Raw genomic sequence first — 4,769 nt, forward strand, 5'->3', positions numbered from 1 at the left:
AGCGACGGGGGCGACGGGGGCGGAGAGGGCGGCGGCCTCCGGCGCGCCCGCCACAGGCGCACTCGCCGCCGCCAGCGTGCCGCCCGGCGGCACCTTCGGCTGCCACTGCTCGCCCCGCTTGCCCGCGTCCATCGCCTCGTTGGCGAGCCGGTCCGCGTGCTTGTTCTTCTCGCGCGGGATCCACTCGTACGTCAACTGGCCAGGCGGCATGATCGCCTTGGCCTCGGCGGCGAGCGGCCGCATATCGGGGTGCTTGATCTTCCAGCGGCCCGACATCTGCTCGATGACCAGCTTGGAGTCCATCCGCACCCGGACCTCGGCCGCCGGATCCAGGGCGTACGCCGCCCGCAACCCGGCGATCAGGCCCTTGTACTCGGCGACGTTGTTGGTCGCCGTGCCGATGTACTCGGCCGCCTCGGCGAGCGGCTCACCGGTCTCCGCGTCGAGCACGACCGCGCCGTAACCGGCCGGCCCCGGGTTGCCCCGGGACCCGCCGTCCGCCTCGACGACGAAGCGCCGCGCCATCGCCCTACAGCCCCGACTCGGGCGTACGGATCAGGATCCGGCGGCAGTTCTCGCACCGCAGCACCGTGTCGGGGGCCGCCGAGCGCACCTCGTTGAGCTCGGTGATGGCGAGCTCCTGGCGGCAGCCGTCACAGCTCCGCTGGTAGAGCCGGGCCGCGCCGACACCGCCCTGCTGCCCGCGCAGCTTGTCGTAGAGCTTCAGCAGATCGGCGGGGATGGTCCCGGCGATCACCTCGCGCTCCTTGGTGGCGGTCGCGATCTCGGCGTCGATCCCCTCGGCCGCCGCGTCCCGGCGCGCCTGGGCGTCGCCGATCTTGGACTGGAGGGACTCCACCCGCTCGGTCAGCTCGGTGATCCGCTCCTGGACGGACTCCCGGCGCTCCATGACCTCCAGGACGACGTCCTCCAGGTTGCCCTGGCGCTTGGCGAGGGAGGCGATCTCGTGCTGGAGGTTCTCCAGATCCTTCGGCGAGGTGACGGCGCCGGAGTCCAGGCGCTTCTGGTCGCGGGCGGCGCGCTGGCGCACCTGGTCCACGTCCTGCTCCGCCTTGGTCTGCTCGCGGGCGGTGTCGCTCTCCTCGGTCTGCGCGGCGATGAGCAGGTCGCGGAGCTGGGTGTGATCGGCGTTCAGCGTCTCGATCTCGGCGTGCTCGGGCAGCGTCCTGCGCTTGTGCGCGAGTTGCGACAGCCGGACGTCGAGCGCCTGGACGTCGAGGAGGCGGATCTGATCGGCGGGCGCGGCATTCAGCGTGGGGCTCCAGGGGAGTCGGGTGGAACGGAGAACGGGGTCAGGGAAGTCACGGGGTCAAAGGGGTCAAGAGGTCGAGCGGTGCGAGGTCAAGCGGAGAAGGACGGGGCGGCCGCGCGGACGGCCGGGGCCGTGGCGTGGGCCGTCCAGGGATCGGTGACGATACGGGAGACATGTGTACGCAGGCCCCAGCCGTGCCGGTCGGAGATCTCGTCCAACTGGGCCGCGGCCTGTTCGGTCCAGGGCCATTCGGTGGCCCAGTGCGCGGCGTCCACCAGGGCGAGATCGCTGTGCTCCCGTGCCTCCGAGGACGGGTGGTGGCGCAGATCGGCGGTGAGGAACGCGTCGACCCCGGCCGCGCGCACCGCGTCGAAGAGGCTGTCGCCGGAGCCGCCGCTGACCGCGACCCGGCGGATCGTACGGTCCGGGTCGCCCGCGGCGCGGATGCCCTGCGCGGTGGCGGGCAGCCGGGCGGCGGCGCGCTCGGTGAACTCCCGCAGCGTCTCGGGGTGGTCGAGCTCGCAGACCCGGCCCAGACCGCGGCGGCCCTCGGGGTCGGTGGCGTCGGGCACCAGCGGGCCGACGATCCGCAGGTCGAGCGCGCCGGCGAGGGCGTCGGAGACGCCGGGGTCGGCGGTGTCGGCGTTGGTGTGCGCCACCTGGAGGGCGACGTCGTTCTTGATCAGTGTGTGCACCACCCGGCCCTTGAAGCTGGAGGCGGCGACCGTGGTCGTCCCCCGCAGATAGAGCGGATGGTGAGTGATCAGCAGATCGGCGCCGAGGTCCACCGCCTCGTCGGCCACCTCCTGGACCGGGTCGACGGCGAACAGCACGCGGGTGACCTCGGCCTCGGGGTCACCGCACACCGTGCCGACGGCGTCCCACTGCTCCGCCCGCTCGGGCGGCCAGAGGGCGTCGAGTGCGGCGATGACGTCGTTGAGTGCGGGCACGGGGCAAGGCTACCTCCCGGATCACGGCTGAGCCCTGCCCCGGCCTTCACTCAGCGCGACGACGGTCGCCAGGCGGGCTCCGCCCGGGACTACGGCCTGGCCGCCCTGGCGCGGGCGCCGGCGGCGGCCCGCCCGCACCAGTCCTCCGCCGAGCCTGCCCGGCACGTCCTGGACGTCATGCCCCCCTGCTCGACGCCGCCCGGGAGCGGGGTTCGCTCCCGGGCGGCCCCGCGAGTTCCCGAGCGGACACGCTCATCCGTGGGCCAGGTAGCCGCGGAGGTCGTCGAGGACCCGGTCGGCGGCGGTGACGCCGAGGCCCAGGTACCAGGTCTCCTCGTCGACGTTCTTGGCCTGGCCGTCCTTGACCGCCTTCAGCTTCTTCCACAGCGGGTTGGACTGCGCCTGGTCGCGCTTGGTGGCCTTGGGGTCGCCGTAGACACCGGTGAAGATCCAGTCGGCGTCGGCGTCGTCGATCCGCTCCGGGCCGATCTCGGCGGCGAGGTCGTTGATCTGCTGGTTCTTCGGGCGCGGCAGGCCGACGTCCTGGAGGATGGTGCCGATGAAGGATGCCTTGGCGTAGAGCCGGGTGGCCTGTGGCATGAAGCGGAGCATGGTGATGGTCGGCTTGTCGGGGCCGATGTCCTCGCCGAGCTTCTTCGCCTTCCGCTCATACGCGCCGAGTGCGCGCTTGGCGTCGGCGGTCCGGTCCAGGGCCGCGGCGTTGAGGAGGTAGTTCTCCTTCCAGGTGAAGCCGGGGCGGATGGCGAAGACGGTCGGGGCGATCTGCTTCAGCTCGTCGTAGAGCGGCTCGGCGCGCAGCTTGCTGCCGAGGATCAGATCGGGGTGGAGGGCGTTGATGGCCTCGAGGTTGAGGTTGTTGATGGTGCCGACGTTCTTCGGGTTCCCGGCGTCCTTCTTGAGGTAGTCGGGTATGGCCTGGTCGCCCTCGGAGGGGGCGTAGCCGACCGGCTTCAGCCCCAGCGAGACGACATTGTCCAGCTCGCCGACGTCGAGCACCACGACCCGCTTCGGCTTGCTCTCGATCTCGGTCCTGCCCATGGCGTGGGTGATGGTGCGCGGGAACGCGCCGGGCTTGGCATCCGTACCCATCTTCGCGGTCTGCTCGGCCGCCGAGCCGAAGTCCTTGCCGCCCTGGGCGACGGACTTGCCGCTCCCGCCGTTGCGCTTGGCGCCGTCCCCGTCGTCCGACGATCCGCAGGCGGCGAGGGACAGCGCCCCGGCCAGGGCGAGGGCGAGGGCGGCAGCGCCGCGAACGCGCAGGGACATGACAGAGCTCCTGGGATGGCAGGGGCGCGCCGTTCTCACGAGCGCGCCAATCGCACTTAGGTGTGCCTTACTTTAATCACAAACCATCCTCCCGTCGCTTACAGCACATTCACCCCCGACCTCTCAGGCGAATCGGGCGAGAGACACACTTACGGGTGGAGCGCATCCATTACGGCCTTCGGCAGGGAGTGCGAAAACTACGTTCAGTGGCCGGAGGTGACTGAACGATGACTGCCTGTGCCTTCGACACCGCCCTCACCGGGGGCGTCGGCGACCGGCCCCGAGGGGATTTCACCATCGCCTCGGACCGCTCGTACGGCGCGCGGCTCGCGCTCAGCGAGGAGGCGTGCTGCTGGTACCCCGAGCGCTGGACGCTGGACGGCCCGGAGCCCTACGCCGTGCCGCTGCCCGCCGCCCAGCCCGAGGAGCCGGACTGCGAACTGCTGCCCCTGGCCGACGGGCAGGTGCTCATCCACCGCCGGGTGGCCGGACACCACGCCTTCTCGCTGCTCTACCCGGCCGGTCCCGGCACCGGCGAGCGCCCGCTCGGCGGCATCGACCGCGCCGACGTCTCGCTGCTGCCGCCCGCGCCCGGCGGCCTGTGCGCGTTCGCGCTGGGGCGCGGGCCGCGGTCCACCTCCGTCTGGCTGGTGGCCGGGGGCGGCGTCCTCGTCCCCCAGCATCTGGCCGAGGTGCCCGGCCGCTGTACGGGCGGCAGTTGGCTGGACCGTACGGGCCGGCTGCTGGCGCTCGACCGCGAACTCGACGGCCGGACGAAGACCGTGGTGGTCGATCTGCGCCGGGGCGGTGAGACCAGCCCGCTGCTTCAGATCACCGAGCGCAGCGACGACCGACTGCTGCTCGCCGACCCCGACAGCGGTCTGCTGCTGCTGCGGTCCGACGCGCCCGGGGAGGAGCGGCTGGGGTGGGGGGTGCTGGGCAGCACCTGGCCGGTGCGGTTCCCGGACTGTCTGCGGCCCGCGGGGTGGTCGGAGGCCACGCCGTTCGCGGTGCAGCCGGGGCAGGTGCTGACGCCGGAGGCGTGCGCGGTGGCCTTCCGCGTCGACGGACGGGGCGGGGCCGGGCGGCCGTGGGTGGGCGTATGGCGCCCGGCGGAGCGGCGGCTACGCGAGTTCCCCGCGCCGGAGGGCTGGCTTCCGGGCGCGGGCCTGTGGACCCGGGACGGCGAGCTGCGGCTGCCGTACGCGACCCCGCAGGTGCCTTGCGGACTGGCCCGGGTGCGGCCGTCGGGGTCGGCG

The 4,769-nt window shown here is 72.7% G+C and carries 5 protein-coding genes; 1 reads left to right on the forward strand and 4 read right to left on the reverse strand.

The features are described 5' to 3' along the window. The 4 genes from KN815_RS46655 to KN815_RS46670 all read right to left on the reverse strand — a co-directional run. Window positions 1-525, reverse strand: a 525-nt coding sequence (locus KN815_RS46655) for a reverse transcriptase-like protein (RefSeq protein WP_253209681.1), incomplete at its 3' end; no start/stop codon positions are given. A gap of 4 nt (window positions 526-529) precedes the next feature. Continuing rightward, a complete protein-coding gene (locus KN815_RS46660; RefSeq protein WP_216347847.1) occupies window positions 530-1,273 on the reverse strand; it encodes a zinc ribbon domain-containing protein in 744 nt (247 codons plus the stop codon). An 89-nt stretch (window positions 1,274-1,362) separates the two neighbouring features. After that, window positions 1,363-2,223, reverse strand: coding sequence for a Nif3-like dinuclear metal center hexameric protein (locus KN815_RS46665; protein WP_216347845.1), 861 nt, complete (start codon window positions 2,221-2,223; stop codon window positions 1,363-1,365). A gap of 252 nt (window positions 2,224-2,475) precedes the next feature. Then, complete coding sequence (locus KN815_RS46670) at window positions 2,476-3,510, reverse strand: ABC transporter substrate-binding protein (RefSeq protein ID WP_216347846.1); 1,035 nt, start codon at window positions 3,508-3,510, stop codon at window positions 2,476-2,478. Between the two features lie 227 nt (window positions 3,511-3,737). Here KN815_RS46670 and KN815_RS46675 point away from each other — a divergent pair. Beyond that, the coding region (locus KN815_RS46675; protein WP_253209683.1) for a hypothetical protein at window positions 3,738-4,769 on the forward strand (1,032 nt) is incomplete at its 3' end.

Source organism: Streptomyces niphimycinicus, assembly GCF_018883605.1.
Taxonomy (GTDB): domain Bacteria; phylum Actinomycetota; class Actinomycetes; order Streptomycetales; family Streptomycetaceae; genus Streptomyces; species Streptomyces niphimycinicus.